Source organism: Hymenobacter siberiensis, assembly GCF_018967845.1.
GTDB classification, from domain to species: Bacteria; Bacteroidota; Bacteroidia; order Cytophagales; family Hymenobacteraceae; genus Hymenobacter; species Hymenobacter siberiensis.
On record NZ_JAHLZZ010000001.1, the window covers coordinates 3553604 to 3572633 of the forward strand.

Annotated in this window: 23 protein-coding genes; 11 read left to right on the plus strand and 12 right to left on the minus strand. The window is 59.0% G+C overall.

Annotation, left to right across the window (positions count from 1 at the left end):
• Nucleotides 1-26 precede the first annotated feature (26 nt).
• The 3 genes from KQ661_RS15465 (at nucleotide 27) to KQ661_RS15475 (ending at nucleotide 1263) form a co-directional block, all read left to right on the plus strand.
• The gene (locus tag KQ661_RS15465; RefSeq protein ID WP_216727418.1) at nucleotides 27-374 is read left to right on the plus strand and encodes a hypothetical protein; all 348 of its coding nucleotides are present in this window, start codon (nucleotides 27-29) and stop codon (nucleotides 372-374) included.
• A gap of 244 nt (nucleotides 375-618) precedes the next feature.
• Nucleotides 619-801 (plus strand): hypothetical protein, encoded by a 183-nt coding sequence (locus KQ661_RS15470; RefSeq protein ID WP_216727419.1) that lies wholly within the window; start codon nucleotides 619-621, stop codon nucleotides 799-801.
• Between the two features lie 51 nt (nucleotides 802-852).
• On the plus strand, nucleotides 853-1263 hold the full coding sequence (locus KQ661_RS15475; RefSeq protein WP_216727420.1) for a hypothetical protein: 411 nt from the start codon (nucleotides 853-855) through the stop codon (nucleotides 1261-1263).
• A 263-nt stretch (nucleotides 1264-1526) separates the two neighbouring features.
• Here KQ661_RS15475 and KQ661_RS15480 read toward each other — a convergent pair whose 3' ends face one another.
• The 3 genes from KQ661_RS15480 to KQ661_RS15490 all read right to left on the minus strand — a co-directional run bounded on the left by KQ661_RS15480 (nucleotide 1527) and on the right by KQ661_RS15490 (nucleotide 3922).
• On the minus strand, nucleotides 1527-2948 hold the full coding sequence (locus KQ661_RS15480) for a CehA/McbA family metallohydrolase (RefSeq protein ID WP_216727421.1): 1422 nt from the start codon (nucleotides 2946-2948) through the stop codon (nucleotides 1527-1529).
• 177 nt (nucleotides 2949-3125) lie between these two features.
• Nucleotides 3126-3446, minus strand: a complete 321-nt coding sequence (locus tag KQ661_RS15485; protein ID WP_216727422.1) for a YegP family protein — start codon at nucleotides 3444-3446, stop codon at nucleotides 3126-3128.
• Between the two features lie 38 nt (nucleotides 3447-3484).
• Nucleotides 3485-3922, minus strand: coding sequence for a hypothetical protein (locus KQ661_RS15490; protein ID WP_216727423.1), 438 nt, complete (start codon nucleotides 3920-3922; stop codon nucleotides 3485-3487).
• 254 nt (nucleotides 3923-4176) lie between these two features.
• On the opposite strand from KQ661_RS15490, the gene KQ661_RS15495 reads away from it, so the two are divergent.
• From KQ661_RS15495 to KQ661_RS15515, 5 genes are all read left to right on the plus strand, one after another.
• Nucleotides 4177-4644, plus strand: a complete 468-nt coding sequence (locus KQ661_RS15495; RefSeq protein WP_216727424.1) for a LexA family protein — start codon at nucleotides 4177-4179, stop codon at nucleotides 4642-4644.
• A 2-nt stretch (nucleotides 4645-4646) separates the two neighbouring features.
• A complete protein-coding gene (locus tag KQ661_RS15500; RefSeq protein WP_216727425.1) occupies nucleotides 4647-5990 on the plus strand; it encodes a Y-family DNA polymerase in 1344 nt (447 codons plus the stop codon).
• 57 nt (nucleotides 5991-6047) lie between these two features.
• A complete protein-coding gene (locus tag KQ661_RS15505; RefSeq protein ID WP_216727426.1) occupies nucleotides 6048-6311 on the plus strand; it encodes a hypothetical protein in 264 nt (87 codons plus the stop codon).
• A gap of 77 nt (nucleotides 6312-6388) precedes the next feature.
• On the plus strand, nucleotides 6389-10906 hold the full coding sequence (locus tag KQ661_RS15510; protein WP_216727427.1) for a helicase-related protein: 4518 nt from the start codon (nucleotides 6389-6391) through the stop codon (nucleotides 10904-10906).
• Between the two features lie 9 nt (nucleotides 10907-10915).
• Nucleotides 10916-11893 carry a hypothetical protein gene (locus KQ661_RS15515; RefSeq protein ID WP_216727428.1) on the plus strand — a complete coding sequence of 326 codons (978 nt, stop codon included), beginning with the start codon at nucleotides 10916-10918 and terminating at the stop codon, nucleotides 11891-11893.
• A 340-nt stretch (nucleotides 11894-12233) separates the two neighbouring features.
• Here KQ661_RS15515 and KQ661_RS15520 read toward each other — a convergent pair whose 3' ends face one another.
• From KQ661_RS15520 to KQ661_RS15560, 9 genes are all read right to left on the minus strand, one after another.
• Entirely contained in the window at nucleotides 12234-12602 is a 369-nt protein-coding gene (locus KQ661_RS15520; protein WP_216727429.1) for an ASCH domain-containing protein, read from the minus strand.
• An 84-nt stretch (nucleotides 12603-12686) separates the two neighbouring features.
• Nucleotides 12687-13460 (minus strand): PD-(D/E)XK nuclease-like domain-containing protein, encoded by a 774-nt coding sequence (locus KQ661_RS15525; RefSeq protein WP_216727430.1) that lies wholly within the window; start codon nucleotides 13458-13460, stop codon nucleotides 12687-12689.
• Between the two features lie 27 nt (nucleotides 13461-13487).
• On the minus strand, nucleotides 13488-13733 hold the full coding sequence (locus tag KQ661_RS15530; RefSeq protein WP_216727431.1) for a hypothetical protein: 246 nt from the start codon (nucleotides 13731-13733) through the stop codon (nucleotides 13488-13490).
• Between the two features lie 281 nt (nucleotides 13734-14014).
• The gene (locus KQ661_RS15535; RefSeq protein ID WP_216727432.1) at nucleotides 14015-14686 is read right to left on the minus strand and encodes a hypothetical protein; all 672 of its coding nucleotides are present in this window, start codon (nucleotides 14684-14686) and stop codon (nucleotides 14015-14017) included.
• A 75-nt stretch (nucleotides 14687-14761) separates the two neighbouring features.
• Entirely contained in the window at nucleotides 14762-15076 is a 315-nt protein-coding gene (locus tag KQ661_RS15540; protein ID WP_216727433.1) for a DUF3846 domain-containing protein, read from the minus strand.
• A 32-nt stretch (nucleotides 15077-15108) separates the two neighbouring features.
• On the minus strand, nucleotides 15109-15363 hold the full coding sequence (locus KQ661_RS15545; protein WP_216727434.1) for a hypothetical protein: 255 nt from the start codon (nucleotides 15361-15363) through the stop codon (nucleotides 15109-15111).
• Between the two features lie 52 nt (nucleotides 15364-15415).
• A complete protein-coding gene (locus KQ661_RS15550; RefSeq protein WP_216727435.1) occupies nucleotides 15416-15598 on the minus strand; it encodes a SymE family type I addiction module toxin in 183 nt (60 codons plus the stop codon).
• Between the two features lie 2 nt (nucleotides 15599-15600).
• Nucleotides 15601-15813, minus strand: coding sequence for a hypothetical protein (locus KQ661_RS15555; protein WP_216727436.1), 213 nt, complete (start codon nucleotides 15811-15813; stop codon nucleotides 15601-15603).
• Nucleotides 15806-16093 (minus strand): hypothetical protein, encoded by a 288-nt coding sequence (locus tag KQ661_RS15560; protein WP_216727437.1) that lies wholly within the window; start codon nucleotides 16091-16093, stop codon nucleotides 15806-15808. The genes KQ661_RS15555 and KQ661_RS15560 overlap by 8 nt, the downstream gene beginning before the upstream one ends.
• Nucleotides 16094-16487: 394 nt before the next feature.
• Here KQ661_RS15560 and KQ661_RS15565 point away from each other — a divergent pair, with 394 nt between their 5' ends.
• The 3 genes from KQ661_RS15565 to KQ661_RS15575 all read left to right on the plus strand — a co-directional run bounded on the left by KQ661_RS15565 (nucleotide 16488) and on the right by KQ661_RS15575 (nucleotide 18926).
• Nucleotides 16488-16892, plus strand: a complete 405-nt coding sequence (locus KQ661_RS15565) for an SLOG family protein (RefSeq protein ID WP_216727438.1) — start codon at nucleotides 16488-16490, stop codon at nucleotides 16890-16892.
• A 1250-nt stretch (nucleotides 16893-18142) separates the two neighbouring features.
• Nucleotides 18143-18445, plus strand: coding sequence for a hypothetical protein (locus KQ661_RS15570; RefSeq protein ID WP_216727439.1), 303 nt, complete (start codon nucleotides 18143-18145; stop codon nucleotides 18443-18445).
• Nucleotides 18432-18926 (plus strand): M15 family metallopeptidase, encoded by a 495-nt coding sequence (locus KQ661_RS15575; RefSeq protein WP_216727440.1) that lies wholly within the window; start codon nucleotides 18432-18434, stop codon nucleotides 18924-18926. The genes KQ661_RS15570 and KQ661_RS15575 overlap by 14 nt, the downstream gene beginning before the upstream one ends.
• Nucleotides 18927-19030 lie beyond the last annotated feature (104 nt).

Here is a 19030-nt window from a genome sequence, read left to right on the forward strand (position 1 = left end):
CTTTCACCTTTTTAAAAATGATAATTATGGCTACTCTGACGGCTTATCAGCTGCAACACCGCCGGCGTATGAAGCGGGCTATCAAGCTGCGGGCAGATGCCGACCGTAAGGTCCGGCGCTACACCGAGCAGCTGCAGGCAGCGATGGCGGCCGGGGACGCGGCGGCGCGGGTGTGCGACGAACTCAACCGGGTGTACAATCAGGACATCAGCACCGAAACCATTTTGGTGCATACGGCCCTGGAAAATGCTTTTCAGGAAAACGTACAAAATATGCTTATGGACAGTGGGCCCGGTGAGGAAGTACTGTTGCTGGTGACGGTGCCCGATACCAACGGCGGTGCGGTGCTCCCGGCCAACGCCTTGCTGGATTAGCTGCGCAGACAGTTTTGCGGCACCAAAAGCCCGGCTCCAGATAATGGGCTTGTCCTTACCCAAATCTTTTCCGACTTCCCCGAGGTAACGCCAAGTCTTTTTTTTTGCTGGCTGTCCCCGCTTGAAAAGTGGTAAGCCGGATAGGCAACCGCGCAAGAACGCCCTTCCAGCCAGATGGCCGGAAGGGCGTTTGAGTTTTGGGTAAGGACAAGCCAGCTACTGGCGGGGCTTTTTCGTACCTCTTATGAGCAAAAGCGAAACCTGGCTTGTTAACGTTCAGAAGCGCAACGAACGCATCCGCAATGCCTTTCATCCGCGCTTTACTTACAAGCCGCGGCCACTACTTCACAGCCGCGAGTGCGCCATCGCGCACCTGGCCGAAGAGTTTTTCCTGAGTATAGCCCGCATTGAGGATATTGTAGAATAAAGCAGAAAATATAACTGTACATTCGTTTTGAACAAACAAGCCCCACATTACATGTCTACTGACCTCAGCAATCTCCTTCCATTAGTACCGATAGTGCCAGAGACAACTAATTGGCCTTCTGTTGCGCGAAAAGCCTTACAAACGAAGGCAAGAAAGGGCCAACTTGAAGAACAAATTAATCTATATCTTCAAACACTCAAAAATCTCCAGGCATTTTCGAGCAATGACTTCGTGCGCTTCGCCAAGGTAAACGAGCTAACAGAAGCCGTCGCCGCATGCGATAGTGAACTTAAAAACGTTATGCGGCAATTCTTGGTTTTGATTCCGTTTAGCGTGATAAAAATCATGCGTGAGCATAGTCAGCCGCTTCGTCTAGAAGACAATGACGGCGCAATGGATGTATTTTATGATGACGAACAACTCGGATTTGATGTTAAGCCAGTTGGGCAATCATCCTACTAACAAATAAATTAAAAAAGCCTCGCCAGCACACAGCAGCTTGTCCTTATCCAAAACTCAAACGCCCTTCCGGCCGTGTGGCTGGAAGGGCGTTTTTGTGCGATTATTGGGTTTGCCGCTTTTCGGGCGCAGCCAGCCAGCCAGCCAGCCCAAAAGGGCCTTGGCATTGCCTCGGGGAAGCTGGAAAAGATTTGGGTAAGGACAATCTCCAGATAATGGGGCCGGCCTTTTTGCTTGTTGCGGAATTGGAAAAGCCAGTATGTTGGCTACTGGCCCACCACCAGCTTACGGTACACGGGCGCACCGGTGGCGAGAACGCGCACGGTGTAGAGGCCGGCGGCTAGGCCCTGGGTGGGCACGTCGAGCGTGTGCGGGCCGGCGGGCTGTGGCTGGCCAGCGGCCAGGGTGAGGACGGGACGACCGAGCGCGTCGAGTAGTTCGGCACTGACGGTGGTAGCGGTGGGCAAGAAGTAGGACAGGGTGACGGGGCGGCCGGCATCGGCAGGGTTAGGAAATACGTCGAGCTGCAACGCCACGGTGGCGGGCTGGGTGGCCAGGGCCCCCGAGCGGGTGTACCAGATGGGCGAGGTGATGATGCGGTCGCCGTCGGTTTGGGTGATGAGGGCGTAATAGTAGGCGGTGCCGATGGCGGCGGGGTCGTTGTAGCTGAGAGCGACGGCACCGGGGGTGGCGGTGGCGACCTGCACGGGCTGGGTACTGGAACCGGGGACGCCGCGCATCAGGGTGATGCTGGCGGCGGGCTCGTTGTCGGCGTCGGCGTAGCTCACAGTGAGGGCCGCGGCGGCCGGGCTAGTTAGGATGCTACCCATTGGCTGGGTGTTGCAGGTAAGGGAAACCTGCGCGTTCCAGTCATCAGACGCATAGAAGCGGCGGGCGCGTAGCGCGGTCAGGAGGTTGGCTTCGGTGAGCGTGGGGGCCAGCACGACCAGGCGGGCATTGGTTGTGCGGCCGAAGGTGGTCAGGTGGTTGTCGTGGTCGAGCGAAATGCCCACATGGTAGCCTCGTGCCAGCATGGCTCGGTAAACGCTTTCGTAGTTGCCGGTGCTAGGATTGGAGTAGGTAACGTTGGGAGACGTAGCCGGGCCGCTGCGAAAGGGGGTGCCGACGATGGCGCTGTCGGCGGTGGGGCTGAAAGTGGCGGTGCCGGCTAGGTTACCGTAATCACCGGACTGTGGATGAGCGAAGATGACAAACGCACCCGTCACCTTATTGATTTTCCGCATCAGTGCCTGGTAGTCGTTGCGGGCTACGAACTCGTCGTAGTTGCCGGATTCCCACCCGTAGAGCTTGTTGACGCCGTAAACCAGCATGTGGCCGCCGCCGGAAATCACGCCCCACTCGGTGCCGTGCAGGGCCACGAACGCGGGTGTGGTGGACTGGGTAGCCTGCGCCCGGCCACGGGCGTAATCGACCAGACGCATCCCGGCCTGGCTGTGGTTGTGCTCGGAGATACCAAGAAAATCGAAATGCTGGCTGGCGGCGGCAAACTGGTAGCTCAGCAGCGGGGTGCTGCGGCCGGAAGCTACGGAGTCCTGGTTTCCGTCGGAGTAGCCGGTGTGGGCGTGCAGGTTGCCGTAATAGAATTGGTACGTGACCGGGGCTTGGGCCTGGGCGGCTCCGGTGACCAGGAGCAAGCTGCTGGTGAGGACAGTAAAAATTTTTCGCATCGGAGTTGATAAGGTAGCTACAAAGGTCGGCAACGGCGGTGCAAAAATGTTTTTGTGGGTGTACTAATTGTGAAGAGCGTGTTACGTCCCGGTATAATTAGGGCAGCAAAAAGCCCCAATGTTTTAGCGTTGGGGCGGGGTCTGGCAATAATCAGAATATGGAGGAAATGGACTACGTTAGCTCAGGTCCTGTGTGGGGGCCTCGGGTGCTTCCTGCAGCACGACCTGTATGCCGTGGTCGCGGGACTGGGCGGTGGTGTACTTCTCGCTGCGGCCAATAATTTCGCCGTTGGCGGCGACGTGATTGAAGCCGTACTGGCCGGATTCTAAAAAGGATTGAAAGCGATGGGGCTGGCAATTGGCTTGCACGGCCTGGATGCCGTTTTCACAACTGGCTTTGGCCGTGTAGCCTTCGCCGGATTGGACAATTTCGCCGTTGTCGGCGCGCAGGTGGTACCAGTACTGGCCGCTGCTCTGGAAGATTTGGAAGGTTGCCATGAGGGGAAAATGAAGGTAGTGCGGTGAATGATGATGCGTTAGGCGGCTTGTAACTCTTCCTCGCGGTAGCAGTCCCAGTAGCCGTTATCGAGGTAGTAGACGTTGATGCGCTGCACCAGGCCAGTGGCGGGGTGGCGCTCCTTATGCTGGCCGCGCCAAGTGATGGCGGCGGAGGCGCTGTATGCGGGCTGCACGCGGTGGCCGATGGCGAAGGCAAAGGTGGCCGTCGGGGCCGGCGGTGGCGTGGTGGGGGTATCGTATTCGGGCTCGGCGGTAGCTGTTGGGATAGCGGCAACTTCGCAGGCCTGCTCGTGCCAGGCCAGGAGGTCGTGACAGACGGGACATAGGCCAGCAACGGTTTCGGCTTCGTAGTCGGGGCTCAAGTCGTTGGAATAGGAGTCGGTATCACCGTCTTGCTCTTGAGCTGGCACAGGGTCTAGGGTCACGGTGCGGGTGGCGCTTTTAGATACTTTCATAAGGATAGGCAATGCGGTAACAAGCGAAAAACACTGCTAATCTAGCTAGTGACCTTTGCGAATACAAACTTGTGCTTCCTAATCATTACATTTTTTATCAACTACAATACCACTATATTATCAGGATATTACACGGATGGTAGAAAAGTTTTCAGGCTGAGCATCAGCACACAGCACTAATTTTATTAGCGGAAATATAAACTAATGACATTAGCAGTCGTTTATTTGAGGGCTCCATTTATCGTTATCCCCCTATGCACGATGTACTGCTAATTCCGGTGTTAGAAGCACCGATGGAAGCTTATTTGCCGGTGTTCAGCTGCCGGGTGCCGGCGGGGTTCCCTTCGCCGGCCACCGATGAGCTGGAAGGGCTGTTCGACCTGAACAGGCTGCTGTTCCGGCACCCGGACGCCACGTACTTGGTGCGGGTGTCGGGTGAGTCGATGAGCGGGGCCGAGATTCATGCCGGCGACCTGCTGGCGGTGGATAAGCACCTGGAGGCCGACCATGGGCATATCGTGGTGGCGGTGGTGGATGGCGACTGCACGGTGAAACGATTGGAGCGTCGGGGGGAATCGTGGTGGCTGGTACCGTCTAATCCGGCCTTTGAGCCCTACCCTATTCGGACTGGGGAGGAACTGCACATCTGGGGCGTTGTGACGCATGTGGTGCATGAGCTGCTGCCGGGCCGGTTAACGGCGCTGCTGCGCAGCCGCGACTAGCGATGTTCGGGCTGGTAGATTGCAACAACTTCTACGTGAGTTGTGAGCGGGTATTTCAGCCGCGGCTGGAAGGGCGGCCGGTGGTCATTTTAAGCAATAATGATGGGTGCATCATTTCGCGCTCGGCCGAGGCGAAGGCGCTGGGGCTGAAAATGGGTGACCCGTATTTTCAGGTGAAAGAGCAGCTGCGGCGGGACTCGGTGCAGGTGTTCAGCTCGAACTATACGCTGTATGGGGATATGTCGCGGCGCGTGATGCACTACCTGGGGGCGACGGTGCCGGCAGTGGAAATCTATTCGATTGACGAGGCCTTTCTGGACCTGGGCGGGCTGGAGCAGCATTTGACGCCCTACCTCGGCAACCTGACCGACCTGGCGCAACGGCTGCGGGTGGGCGTGAAGGCGCGCACGGGCATCCCGGTGTGCGTGGGTGTGGCTCCGACCAAGACGCTGGCCAAGCTGGCCAACCGGTTGGCCAAGAAAGATGCCGGCCTGGGCGGGGTGCTGTACCTGGATTCGGACACGCGGCGGGTCTGGGCGCTGGGGCAGGTGCCGGTGGGCGACGTGTGGGGCGTAGGGCGGCAGTACGCGCAGAAGCTCACGGCGGCGGGCATCGACTCGGCGGCGGACCTGTCGCGGGTGTCGGAGGCCTGGGCGCGCAAGTTCCTCGGCGGCGTGGTGGGGGCGCGGCTGGTGCGCGAGCTGCAGGGCTACCCCTGCGCGGGGCTGGCCCCGAGCGAGGACGGGACGCTGCGCCGGCAAAGCATCAGCTGTACGCGCACGTTCGGGCGGCCGTTGCGGGAACGGGCCTCGGTGCTGGGGGCGGTGTCAGCGTTCGTGGCGCGGGCCGCGGAAAAGCTGCGGCGGCAGGGTGACCTGGCGCACGTCCTTACGGTATTCATCAGCAAAAGCCGGTTTGGGTCGGATGAGGGCGGGCATTCGCGCTCGGCGGTGCTGACGCTGCCGGTGCCCACCAGCGACACCCGGGAGCTGACGGCGCGGGCCGCGCAACTGCTGGGGCGGCTCTGGGAGCCGGGGGCGGTGTACGTGAAGGCGGGCGTGGTGATGGCCGGGCTGGAAGCGCCGGGCGACCAGCAGCTGGGGCTTTTCGGGGAGGCTGCGCCGCTGGCGGCGGGGCAGTGCCCGGTATGGGCCGCGGTGGAGGGCCGTAGTGCGCAGATGATGGCGGCGCTGGATGGGCTGAATGCGCGGTTCGGGCGCGGGACCGTGCAGCTGGCGACGGCGCTGGGGCCGAATGGTGGCGGGCCCACCCCGTGGCAGGGTCAGGCGGCCTGGCGCACACCGGCCTACACTACGCGGCTGGAGGACTTGATGATAGTCAAATAACTTCTTTCTGGTCGGCCGGCGGCTGGCCATTTTCTACACCCTTTTTCCTTTATTGAAATGCCACATTTTGTCCCAGACGCAGAATCCATCACCGAGTTTTATGGCGCGTATGAGCAACGCGGGTGCAAGTTTGAAGTAGTGCCAGCGCCTGAAATGGGCGGCTACGGGCTGCGGATGCGGCTCGGAAAAGGCAGTGACATATTGCCGATATTTCCACTGCCACAATCGGAGATGGACAGTGTAGAAGCGGCTGAGCGATGGCTGGCCCATCTGCGCGACCATGAGCTAAGCTTGTTTTTTTCTTTGCTGAAGGAAGGGTAGCGTCAGGCTTTCGCAAGTGATAATGGCAAGCACTGTCTTGAAATATGTACTTTGCTGTACTCGTTTCAACCCTACGTATGTTTAAATTACAGTTACAGGCTGGTTACTTTATTGAGGAGCTATTGCCAGAGCTGGTGGCGGGAGCCACGGCAGTTGGAGGAAACGAGCAGCAGGTCCGGGACTTACTGCACCACGTTTCGTGGTTTGAAGTATCAGGCTCACAGTCTTTTGTAGTAGCTGAACCAGACTACGATATTTCTACCAGCTCACACCAAGCGATATGGACGGTTGCGGTCAATTTACTAACGCGGGGGCTGCCTACTCGCGCACCACTCAACTTGGCGGCTGCCGTACTAGCAGAAAATTGGCCGGGGGCGATAGACCTGCTGGATGCTAAGGATGGAGTAAACTTCGAGAAGGTTGACAAGAATAATGAGGGAAGTCTAAAGTTTCCGCTAGCTGAAATTCCTGATAGTTCAACTTGGTCTATACTGTTATGGCGGGCATTACATCCGCTAGACCCTCGATTACGCCCCGGCCAAGATTTGCGCCAGCAGCTTTTAACATGGAAGACAGGAACGGTAAGTGAGGCTGAAATTGAATTTGCAGCTGTACTAATGCCGAGATACGGAGGTGCAGATTACTTACCGCAGTTGGTTGATTCTCAAACATCATTGGAGGATTTGCTGCGCTGGGACGCAGTAGAGGAAGAGCAGCTGCGTAAAACCAAATTGGTCACGGTGGCTGATTTCGCAAAGCAAGATGCTGATTTCACGTTAGCCTTTCCATACGCCTGGGAACCTGGGCCTGAAGCCCCGGCACCAGCGGGAAATGTACCGGCCTGGCCACAAGCTGTAAAGGGTGGAATAGCCGTAAGAGGTGTTATACTGGAAGTAGACGGGCCGCACCATAAAATACCTCCTCAAATTCAGAAGGATGCAGCTCGTGATAAGGCAGCTCGGGATGTAGGATGGTGGCCAGTGCGGTTGCCAACGGATGACTTTGGAGAGCCAGAGGAGCGATTAGATTCTTTACGGCAACTGCTGAAAGTACATTCTTACTTTGCCCAGTTGAAGGCAAATTATGATGATTCGCTGCTTGCAAATGCTGAAGGGCGAAAGGCATTGCAACTCACATTAGGTCCGATAGCGGTGGCGCGGGTGCAACGGACGCTGTTAGAGGCCTTGCTAAATGGGACAATATCTCCAGTGGCTATCCATGTAAAGCTGGCAATAGTCGAGCGTGATTTGCCTTGTGGGCAGCAGGGAGTGACTGCTTTACTTGAGCAACTGCGACGACTGTATGCGCTAGAGGGAAAAGGGCGGACAGTACCAGTAGTGGGGCTGACTATCTATCCTACCGGTGAGTTTGAGCAGCCGGCATATTTCAATCATTTGGAAGCGCAAGTAATGCCTGTTGGTAGCATGCCTACTCCGGCTGATAAATTCAATCTGGTACTAGACATATCAGTATTGCAGCGACCAGGCTTTTCAAAAGCCGTGGAATTACCGGGAGTGCAGTGCCTGACCATTCGGACGGCAACCATGCCAAAGAATGCACGTCGTTTCCGGTCGGCACCATTGATTGCCTACCCGCCCTTGGTGGAGTACGACCCAGCGCACGAGACATACAAATTTCTTGATGACAACCAAGAGAGTCGTGCGCAAGTGCTTGAAGAATTGGTTCAGGACCTTTTCCGCAAGCGCGGGTTGCGGGAAGGGCAACTACCCATTATTAGCCGAGGGCTACAAGGATTGAGCGTGCTAGGGCTTCTGCCAACAGGAGGAGGCAAGTCGCTGACTTACCAGATGGCAGTATTGCTACAGCCTGGAATAGCTTTAGTAGTAGACCCAATTAAATCACTGATGCAGGACCAATTTGAGGGACTGCAGCGCAACTGGATAGATGCCGTCACTTATCTCAACAGCTCTGTGCCGGGACGGCCATGCAAGGAGCTACGGCTGGCGCGAATGCAGGCGGGAGAAGTCCTTTTTATGTTCGTTTCGCCGGAGCGACTGGTGATTAAGGAAGATTTCAGGGACCGGCTGGAAGCAATGGAGAAGGCCTTGCCGCGAGTAGGCCGGTTGGAGGCAAAGCAAACGGCCCTTCCGCGAGTGGGGTTCAGCTATTGCGTAATTGACGAGGCACACTGCGTATCGGAGTGGGGGCATAATTTCCGAACGCCTTATTTACGTTTGGGGGCCAATGCCCGGCGCTTCTGCCATACGTATACTGGCAAGGAAGTGCCCTTGTACGGACTTACCGCCACGGCCTCATTTGATGTATTGGCTGATGTACAAAGGGAGTTAGATATTGATAATGACCAAGCAGCTATTATCCGAACAGCAACGATGTCGAGGCCGGAACTGCATGTCCGAATTATGGCGGTTGATGAAAAGCTGAAGGAGCGTAATGCAGTAGGCAGGGCAAAACATGAGTTGTTGGAACAGGTGCTGGCAGAGGTGCCAGGTGCGCTACTAGCAATAAATGGGAAGCCTTCGATGGACCCGCTACCCGAGAAGGCCCGACTCCCGGTATCACTTGGTGCATGGACGGCGGAGAATTTCTTTGAAGCAAATGCGACCACTGGTAAGCTGGAGCAAGCAGGGTTGGTGTTCTGCCCGCATACGAAAGGCGTTATCGGGGTGCCTGAGATTTTTAGGCTCCTTACGGCTACTGGCCGGCCAGGACCGGTGCTACAAGCGGGCTTCTTCATGGGTACCGACGACGGCGACAGCCGCGCCACTCAGGCTACAAATCAAGTGGCAATGGGAAAGATGCAGACTGAATTTGTGGAAGGGGATAGCAATATACTTGTGGCCACCAAAGCGTTTGGGATGGGCATTGATAAACCCAACGTGCGCTTTACTGTGCATTATGGCTATCCGGACTCCATTGAGAGTTTTGTGCAAGAGGCTGGCCGGGCCGGTCGTGACCGGGCAGTGGCCCTGAATTACATTTTGTACCATAAGACCGACGCGGAAACTCAGGAGTTTTTTTTCAATAAAACTTTCAAAGCGCGGGAGCAGGAGGATAGAGTGATGCACGAGTTGCTGACGCGAATAACATTTCCGGCGGGCGAATGCGGAGTATTGAATGCAGTGCTTGAAGAGCAATTTCCAGAATTGGAAGTATGGGCGCGTCTGCATAAAAAAAAGGGGGCCGCAGCGCCTGAAACCTTGTATTTGAATGGGAGCGACGGTTTGAGCTATGGCAGAATTACTCTTTTAAAGCTGCCAAATCTGGAAGGGTATGAGGAGCATAAAAAGCCAGCTGGGCCGCCAACAGTGCTGCGCAAAGTCGTTAGTTTCGCTATGAACTACTTGCTTCAACTGCCAACTGAAGCGCGCCTAAGTGCTGCGTTGCTGGGCAATGCGCTAGGAGGTGGCGTGGCTCCTGGAAGCATCGACGGAATTCTGCCCCGCCTTGAAGCCATCCGGGCGGGTGCCCCAAATGAAGCGTTTGAAATCGGGTTTAGGAATGGAACGCTACGTGATATGAGCGAGGCATCGACATTGGCCGGCGTCGAATTGTCGGAAAAGTGGTTGCTGGGGTGCTGCCAGGGAGCTATGGACGGTCAAGCCTTTGCGGGTACGGTAAGCGAAAAGTTTTGGAAAGACACTGGGCTGGACTTGCCTGCAGAGTTGGGCGAGGTATTAAGGAAAAAGTTCGCGGGTATCAGACTAGAGCAGGATACTTTTCGGGCGATTCATCGGCTGTGCCTACTGGGCGTGATTGCCGATTACACTATTGACTATTCGGCTTCGTCGGTACGGGTGGTTCTGGCCCCGCCGCAAACAACCTTGGACTTGCAAGCCACCGCCTTGCGAGCCACCTATCAGGATTACCTAGCCCGGTACACAACGCCCGACAATGCGCGGGACCAAGCTGCAGCCGTGGCAGGACGAGAGAAGGGCTCTTCACTGCTTGAAAAGTACGTTGGAGCGTTGTTGGACTTTAACGAGCAGACGATAAAGGAAAAGCGGCGACGAGGCATTGAGGCAATGCGCGATGCATGCCTAAGGGGTATGAATCCGAAGGAGAACCTTAGCAATTACTTTGACCTGTATTTTAACTCGAAGTATGCCCGCACGGAGTACCTGCCAACTGATACTAATGACGGCAAGATATACAACGAGGAAATAGTGTGGAAATACCTTGGCTTCATGACCTCGCCGCCTGACGGCAGAGGAATGGAACGGGATAATATCAAGCACTTACGCGGGGCATGTACGCGTCTACTGAGTGCTCAGACGGGTAACGGGGCTTTTTTACTGCTAGGAGCCTTTTCAACGCTGTATTTGGAACTGACCAAGGATAAAGAGGACCAAATACCCGAGTTGATAGCCTCGGCACAGCAACAGCTTTTTGATGGGTTCATGGCTTATGACAAACTCGATTCTATGCCGTTACCTGTATTAGTGGCCTTTGTGCAGCGGTTTGCGGAAGTAGTTGGTAAATATGACCGTCGCATCGGGACTTATGTAACAGCTAATATTGAGGAGCCTTTGCAGCTAAAACTGCATACGCGCTGGCTCAAAGACTTCAACACTCGATTTATTGATATTTCCACTCATCCGGTTTCGGCCGCATAATCTCCCTACATGTCAACAGCATTCACCGCTGCTCTACCCCTAATCGAAGAGCTGAAAACCCACCTAACTAAACTAAAATCAGTCACTGATGAAATTGCTAAAGCGAAAGCGTCAGCTCAACAAAATGAGAATGTGGCGAAGCAAAACCAAGCTACAGTGGCTGAAGTCATAGGGGCAGCAAAGCGGATGGTTACAGCTCAGGAAGGGCTGGTAGAGAAACTAAGCCAGCAACAACAGGTCGGGTTGGGAGAGCAGGAATTATTGCTCCGCGTCCACGCAGAAGAGTTGTCAAATAAAACTTCGGAACAAACTGCACGTCAGCTTGATGGCCTGAAACAGGCCGCTACTTCTACTAAAGTCCTTATCGACAGTCTACTCCAAGAGCATCCACAACTACTAACAGCTATTTGGGAGCAACACCTGCGGGGCATAGATGAGCAGCAGGAAACACTAAAAAAAGGAGTTCAGACCTGGGCTGACTCACTGCATCAGCAGATGCAAACTGAGCTAAAACTTCTGCGTCAGGCTATTGAAACGCTACAAAAAAACACCTTACAACAGCATGATGAGCTAAGCACGGTAGCTAATCAGCTACAGGTTGTGGCGGGTCGCGTCACAGCCTTCGCAGAGGTGATGAACGCGGCAAAGTTCACGGCTCGGCTGGAAAGCATCGAGCAACAGCAGAAAGATACGCTGGCTAATTTGGCAAAAAGCAGCAAAGACAGTCAAGCAACAGCGGCGAGAATGACTGAGCTTCATGAGAAGCAGGGAGCTGATTTTATAGCTGAACTGCAACGTGGACAGCAGGAGGCAGCCGATACCGCCGACTCGCATCGGGAGGCCTATGAGCAACGCGTGGATGGTTTGCAAGGGCAAGTAGAGCAGTTGATGGTACAGCTAGCACAAGCAGGACAGCAGCAGCGCCTATGGCAATTGGTTACACTTGGTGCTGTGGCAGTTGCCACAGTAGTGCTATTTCTTAAGTGATGTAAACAGAAATGCCCAGGCCTGCAGGTTGCTGGCCAAGGCTTGCGATGCTCCTCAGTAGCAACGGTGCAAAAATCAGAACGGCGGTTTCTCGCTGCCAGAGTTGCGGGGATAGGCCTTATAGAAATGGGCAACGTGGCGGGCGCGGCGCCGCGTCCTCGCCGGCTGCGGTGGTGGCTATGAGGCAGGGAGCGGTGGTCAGGGCGGGCTCAATCGGCTGGCCGTCGTGCCTTAGGCCTTCCCAGCGGTGCGGGAGCTCGGTGGCTCTGGTCAGGGCCGTATCATCTGCGGCGGCGTACGGCGGCTAGTTCCTCAATCTGAGCCCACTGGACGTTTTGGGCTAGTAAACCAAGTCCGTCCAGTGGATGAGTTGGCCCACGAAAGGCAGCCCGTGGTAGCCTGCCAGGAAGTGGAAAAGCTGGTCGGCCGACTCGAATCCGTCACGGCGGACAAACTCGACTAGTTCGGAACCTGGGAGCTGGCGGCCATCTATTTCGATAAGGTAGGTGCCGTTAATTTGAGTGGCCCGGATGGTCTGGACGGTTCGCGCTACTCCATCGGGCTGGAACTTGGCGAAGTTGTCGGGGCCAAGGATAGTACAGAAGCTGATGAGTTGGCCGGCTACCCACCGGCGGCTAGCGCGGATGGTATGCACTTTGGTGCCGGAAATAATCAGGGGTGCGAAGTCGGGCTTGAATCCTAAAATCATGGGTTCAATATTACTAGCTGGTAGCCGCCCCCGCCGCGCCTGCCGCTGTTGCAGCTGGGTTTGGGCGGGCGGGGGGGCTTATGGCTACGCTGCTGCAAAGTGCCGGGTGGGTTTGTTGAGGGTGAGCGTGGCCCGGCCGAAATCCTGGGCCAACGCGGTGGCCAGCTGCCCGCCGGATTGGCGTGGCTGGCGCTGCTCGGCGGCGCACCGCAGCAGCTTGCCGTACTTTTTCCGGCCGCTATCCATTTGCCCGGCGGTTAGCTCTACTACCCATACCTGAGGCTCCTGGCCTTTGAGTGGCTTCTTTTGTACGGCGATTAGCACTACGCGCTGCGCCTGTAGTACGTCGGCGTAGAAAGCACCCTGGCGGTCGTAGCCGTACTGCTCGACGGTTGTCAGGAATTGGGCAAGGTCGCGGCAGCTGGTGGTTTTGAAATCCACCACGGTGCGGCGCTGACGCTTGGGGCTGTCGATGAGCAGGTCGGGGCGCACTTTGACCAGTAGGCCGGTGGGCTCGTGGGTGGCGGTGTAGGACTGTTCGGCCTGGCCGTGGGCGGAGTAGATGAGGTGGCGCGGGTAGCGTTGGCGTTTGACGGTGCGGGCCAGCTTGCCGGCTTCCGCGCAGCGGCTGTGCTCTCTGGCATCGAACGGAAAACCGCTGGCTATTTGCTCGTACTGGTCGGGCTCCAGAATGGCGCTGTGGAAATAGGAGCCGAAGGCGAAGGCGGCGGTGCAGTCGCGGCGCGGGCGGCCCAGCAATTCATCGGCCAGGGTGCTCAGGTCGGTGTTGCTGATGGCAGCCAGGGCGCGGTGTTCGGCTTGGGTGATGGTTGGGTGGTGCTGGAGGTTGGTGAACATTTTGAGTTAAGAGTTAATAGTTGGGGGCTACTGGTTCGCGTCGAGGATGCAGGCCAGGCGGGCGGATTCGTCGGCGCGGTGCAGCCAGATGTGGGAGCCGCCGCAGCCGACCTGATAAGCGGGTTCGGGAAAGAGCTGGCGCACGGCGGGGGCCAGGTCGCGCAGGTCGGGTAGCGGGGCGGTGGTGGCCAGCAGCTGGGCCAGCTCGGTGAGGCGGGCGTCCTCGGCCGCGTCGGCGGCGGGCTGCTCCTGGCGGAGTTCGGGCGTTTCCATCAGCGTGGGGGGTTGAATTGCAGGGTTTGGTAGTTGCAGGGCTGCGGATAGTGGCAGGAGCCGGTGGGGCACTTGTCGAGCCGTGCGCAATGGGGGGCGGCTGTTGCGGCTATTGCGGCTGGCGCGACTGCGGGCCGGCGCGGGGCCTTGCGATTGGCTGGGCGCTTCTTTTCGGGGTTTTGCAGTGATTGCATGGTGCGGTGGTGGTGGCCGGGTTACATCGGTGGGAATGGCTGTGGCAGCTGAGGCCCGCGCCGTGGTGGCGGCGCGGGCCTGCTGGGCTACTCGGTGGCGGCGGTGAGCTGGGCGGGCAGTTCGGCGTGGTAGCCGGCCGGCAGGCGGTAGCCTTGCACAATTCGCATGTCGGCGGTGCCGGTTAGCGTTTCCTCGCGGTAGAGGTCGAAATCTTCGGCAAACTCCTGGCGGGCCTGTACCTCGGCGGGGTCGGCGGCTACGTAGCTAAATTCGGCAATGAAGTAGGTGGCGGGCTTGCCGTCCTTCTCGGTCTGCTTCTTGATGGGCGTAACCGTGAGCACTACATCAGTCAGTTTTAGGTCGTCGTAAAACAGGCTGGCGTTCAGCTTTTGCAGGTTCTCGACGCTGTAGCCGTGGAACAGCACGGCGCACACGGCCCCGGCCTCGTCCACGAAGTACAGTTCTGCCCAAATCTTGCGGCCCATGTTCAGGATGTTATCGCTGAAAATGCGCAGGGCTACGGGGATGAAGCTGATGGTTTTGCCCAGCACCTTATCACCGTTGACGTTGAACACGCCGGCTTTGAGGTCGGCGCGGATTTGCTTGGGGTGGCCGGGCAGGTATTTGAAGCGGCTGGCCTCGGTGACTTCGCCGGTGGCCTCGTCCACCGTAGCGGTGAGGTAGGCGCGGGTTGGGGTAACGGTTGCGGCTGGTGCGGCTGGTGCGGCGCTGGCGGCGGTTTTGGTGGTGGTTGCCATTGGGGCGGTGGTTGGGGTTGGGGGTGAAAAAGGTGGGGCCACTTGGCGGCGTGGCCCCTGGGCCGTTGTGACTGATTATTTGAATTGCTTGTCGTGGCACAGGATGGCGCGGCCCACGATGGAATCCTGGCCCCGTGCTTCGGGCTGGTGCTGGTACCACAGGTAAGTGGCCAGCAGATTGAGGTAGGCCGGGTTGCGGAACTTGCCTTCGTCGTCGATGATGAGAATAAGCTCGGGGCTGAGGCGTACCACGTCAACGGTTTGGCAGTCGAGCAGCCGGTACAATTCGGCCAGCTTGAAACTGCGGCCGTTGGCGGGACTGACCGGCTGCGGCTGGGCGCTGTGCGGGTCGAGCAAATGAGGCTGGTAAGTAGTAGCGGTGCGGGGCATGGGTCAGGGATTTTTGAGAGTTGAAAAGCAGACTATTGGGGGGCGTAGGCCATCGCGCCGGGGTAGGCGTGGGCCGTGTCGTGGAATAGCTGCACGGCGGCGGCAAGGGCTTGGTGGCAGGTGGTTCCGATGGCGTGGTACTCGGCGGGCAGGCCCAGACCGGGGGTGCCGATGGTGATATTGTAGCGGGTGCCTTTGGCGAAGCTGTAGCCGCGCACGGTGCATCCGGGGAAGGGGAAAATGGCGGCGGCTACCTGTTCGAAAGTGTGGCTGATGCGGGCAATCATGGCGGGGGATATTATGGCCCGCGCTGCTGGTGAGCTGGCGCGGGCCGGGTGGCTACTGGACGGGGGCGGCGGTTATGATGAGGCGACCGGCCTGCACCTCGATGGCGGCGACGGTGCCGGGAGCGAAGCCGGCGGCGGCCAGCCAATCCCCTTGCAGCATGAGCTTGGACGTGATGGCGAGCCGGGGGCTGAGGGACTTGTAGTGCGGGACTACTTTGATGCGGCGGGCTTGCATGGCTACTTGGGTTGCTGGGCGGCCCAGACGAGCAGGGCAAGCGGTGAGGGGGTGCGGGCGGGGCGGGGCGGCTGCGCGGCGGCGGCGGCTAGGTTGGCGGCCTTAATGCGGGCGGTGCTGGCATCCAGCGCGGCGATGGTGGCCTGCAAGCGTGCGAAAGCGGCGGCGGTGCGGGCCTGCGCCGCCGCCTGCGCGGAGGTGGCGGGGCTACGCATGGTAGACACGGCCGGCAAGGATGGAGGCAACAGCGCCTAGGCGGCGGCCGGCAGCGCGGTAGGCGAAGCTGACCCAGACGGTGCGGCGGTGGGCCGATGCCAAGGCACGGGATATGGCTGGCGGGGTGGCGGGGCAAACAGGAGCGGGACCGAAACAGGCGCAACGGCTAGCCGCGTCGATGGGGGACTGGCAGAAGTGGCAAGCCGCTGCTGCGCCGCTGGCCTGCTCCTCGGCCTGCTGAATGGTGGCCAGCGCCGCCCAATAGGCTTGCGGGCGCATATCGTTGCAGGCCCATGCCTCTCCGATGGCGTTTGCAACTGCCTCAAAAATGGTGGCACCCTCTCCGCAATACTCGTATGGGCTGCCGCCCCACTGCTCACGCTCTGCGCTGAAATACCCCGCTTTGTAGGTGGTGCTGACCTGGCCCAGTGCGCTGCAAGTGGCGCAAGTGGTGGCGGCAAATGCGACCGACGGCCAAGCGGCGGCGGCAAGCGTGGAGAACTGCTGCGGGGTGAACATGACCTGTATGGGCTAGGTGCTGAACGCGCCGGGGGCCTCTCCCCCTTTGCTACATAACAAAGATACACCAAACTACACTAATAACCTATACCAAATGAGAAAAATATAGGAAAATAAGTGTAGGAAAACAGGAAAGAAAGTGGTAACTTGTGGTATGGAAAATGTGCAAAAAGTGGTAGCAGTAGTGGGTAGCCGAAGTTGCACCAAGTGCCCGGCGCTGACTGAGCGGCTAAATGAGCTGCACGCCGCCGGCGACCTGGGCGGGGTGGTGCACGGTGGGGCCGTGGGCGCTGACTGGCTTGCGGCCTGCTGGGCGCACCGGGCGGGGGTGCCCCACACGGCGCACCGGCCCGACTACCACGCCCACGGAGCCGGCGCGCCGCTGGTGCGCAACGGGCTGATAGTGGCCGCTGCCGACCTGGTGCTAGTGGTGTGGGACGGGCAAAGCCGTGGGACGCTGGATGCGGCCCGCAAGGCGGCCCGGCTGGGCAAGCGGGTGGAGTGGCTGGCGCACCCCGCTCCTACCGCGGCCCCAGTGCCTGGCGGGCTGGGCCTGTAGTGCCGGGGCCTGCGGTTGGGGCATGGCAGCCCCACCGCCGCGCCTGCTGGTGGCAGCTGCGGCCCACGCGAAAAAAGGCCCGCCACGCAACGCAGACCGCCGAACTGTGCGACGCGGGCCCTGCCTGCCGCCTGAACGTGCCGCCTGCACGATGCCAGCCAGCAAAAACGGCTACCCTGCCGCCCGGCCCCGGACCAGCGGATGCTTAAATACTTTTAGCCCCCGGCAGGGGACGCCCTAGGCGGAAATGTGCGCGAAGCGACATGAGCCGAATGCCAAGCGCCGGCATCGGCGCGCCGGCTGTGAGCTGGAGCCTACGTTTGGGGGCGGTTGGCTGAGCGTTTGGGGGCTGCCGCCGCTTGTGCTGCTGTGGCTGCTGTTGCCGCTTCAAGCCGCTGGCGGCCCTGCGTCCGGGCCGTGGGGCTTGCGGCTGGTGCCGAATCTTTTGTAGCGAGGGAAGCGGTGAGCGGAGGGGGCGGTGAGCGGAGGGGGCGGTGAGCGGAGGGGGCGCTGCCGGAGGCATAAGTTGGCCCCCGGAGCGTTGGGCGGCCCGTGGTGTGGGAATGTGGTAAAGTGCCGCTGTTGCTGTGCCGCTGTTGCCGCTTTGGTTGCGGCGGCACTTTTCCACATTTCCATACCTGAACGGCCTTTGTAACTGCCGTATCGATTGCTGGCGTTCGCACCGCCGGGGTCTGTCGTCGGGGTGTGGTAGGCTGGCAGAACGGAGCAACCGGAGCCCTGCAAGCGTAGCGAATGAGGAGCGGAGGAACGACAGCGACGAATGAGCGCAGTGCAGCGTGGGCGGAGGGCGCGGAGTGAGGCGGGCCGCTGGGGTGGTAGGGACTGGTGGCGCCTTTTGGGGGCGCGGCTTGGCCCGTGGGCGAGCTGTATCACCGGTGGCTACCGTATCGGGGCGCGGTGCCTTTTTGGAGGCACGGCGGCCATGTATCGAAACCGAATCGGGGCAGCGCGGGGCCTCTTTCTGGCCTGGCGCTGCGGGCTTCACGAGTAGCTGCTCGTCGCGGTAGTAGCAACGCAAGGGATGGGAAGGGCGCGACCAACGGGAGCGGTGCGCAGCACGGGAGCGAAGCGGACCCCTGGACAGCCCGACCCCCGGAGCGACCAACGGAAGCGGAGGGGGATGCGCCCAGAATAATGCAAGATGTCTGAATTTGACGACTGACTAACTCGATTGTAGTGTAGTGGGTTATGTTTGGCGTATTGTTCTATTTCACTACAAATTTTATCCCATGTTCTTCAGTAGCTCAAAGTTTGGTCAAACGGTTCAGATACTGGCCTCCGGTGCCCTCGGGCAAATTGGTATTAACACGTTCACGCCGCCGACCGCGGGGGAGATTGAAAGCTTCGTGCACATCGTGGTGCAGGTGATTGTGGGCGTGGTGACGATTTATGCCACTGTCCGCAAGATGTACCAGCACCCTGAAACGGTGGTGCAGCTGCCGGCCGCGGTGGTTGTTACTGCTGCTCTTGCCGTGCCGGTGACAGAGCAGCCCGCCGCTACCCCTTCCGACCCCGCCGATGGAATCCGCTAACACCTCGCTGCGTTCTGCCGCTGGTGCTGCTGCGGTGCCGGTTCGGGTGGCCCCGAAGCTCACGCCCAAGCAGGCCGCTACGCAGTTTGCGCGCCTGGCCGAAGCGGTACCCTGCCTGCGGGCGGCGTATCTTGAGGCGTTGGGGCGGTGGTCGGGTGACCCGGTGTTGCTGCTGCTGGGGCTGCCCATCGTGACGGAGTGCTACCGGAGCCCGGAGCGGCAAAACGAGTTGTATGCGCAGGGCCGCAGCAAGTCGGGGCCGGTGGTGACTTACAAGCGGGGCGGGCAATCGAATCACAACATCGGGCCGCCGACGCCGGCCATTGATGTGGCGTTTCTGCTGGCTGATGGGTCGGTGTCGTGGTCGGGGCTGCTGCTGAGCAAGTTTGCCCGGTTGGTGAAGGCGGCTGATGCGCGGGTGCATTGGGGCGGCGACTGGCCGAAGTTCAAGGACAGGCCGCATTTCGAGGTGCTGGGCTAAGCCTGGACCTTTTATTTCTCTTCACCCTTTTAACCATTTTCACTTATGAAACTCTGGCAGATACTCGTACACGCGGCCGTCAATGTGATTTTGCAGCTCGTGGA